The sequence below is a fragment of the Roseateles sp. P5_B10 genome (genome assembly GCF_056400485.1).
On record NZ_JBFULE010001495.1, the window covers coordinates 1 to 679 of the forward strand.

At 65.4% G+C, this 679-nt stretch carries 1 protein-coding gene; it reads right to left on the bottom strand.

All coding sequences use genetic code 11. The features are described from left to right. Positions 1-279: 279 nt before the first annotated feature. Positions 280-679, bottom strand: a 400-nt coding sequence (locus AC1DU6_RS34195) for an OB-fold nucleic acid binding domain-containing protein (protein ID WP_477862883.1), incomplete at its 5' end; no start/stop codon positions are given.

The following is a 679-nucleotide window of genomic DNA, read 5'->3' on the forward strand; positions in this document are numbered from 1 at the left end:
TCGCTGGCCCTCCGGATTGGGGACTGATTTTTCAGAATAATTAGAGCAGATTTCCGTAAGGGTATGTCGCGAATGAGATACTGGCTGTGCGCCCGTCTTATGGGAGTGGATTGAAATTTCTGACCGATTGGGCCCATTAGGACGCAGGGCTTCGCTCCTCCGCTCATTACTGGCTGCTGCATCCAGTGCGCAGTGCGCACTTGGCAGCGGCCCGAAGTGGCGGTCATGGTGGGCCCCTGTGCGGCCCGGTGTTCAGAAGCGGAACTTGCTCGGTTTGGCTCACTTGAAGTCCCGACTCTCCGTCGGCAACCGGCCCAGCAGCGGGTTGAGGTTGGTGAAGCCCTGCGCCAGCAGGTGGCGCACATCGCCGTCGCCGCGCTGCCAGACGCCTTCCACGGCCAGCAGCCGTGCGCCGAGGATGGCGCTGCGGTGCTCTTCATAGACCTTGGGCCAGACGATGACCTGCACGTTGCCGGTCTCGTCCTCCAGCGTGACGAACAGGGTGCCCTTGGCCGTCTGCGGCTTCTGCCGCCCGGTGACGATGCCGCAGGCCTTGGCGCGGCGGCCGCTCTTGACGGCGTCGAGCTGCTGGGCGCTGAGCAGCCCTTGCTTGGACAGGCGTGGGCGCAGCAGGGCCAGCGGGTGGCGGCGCAGCGTCAGGCCGGTGGCGGCGTAGTCC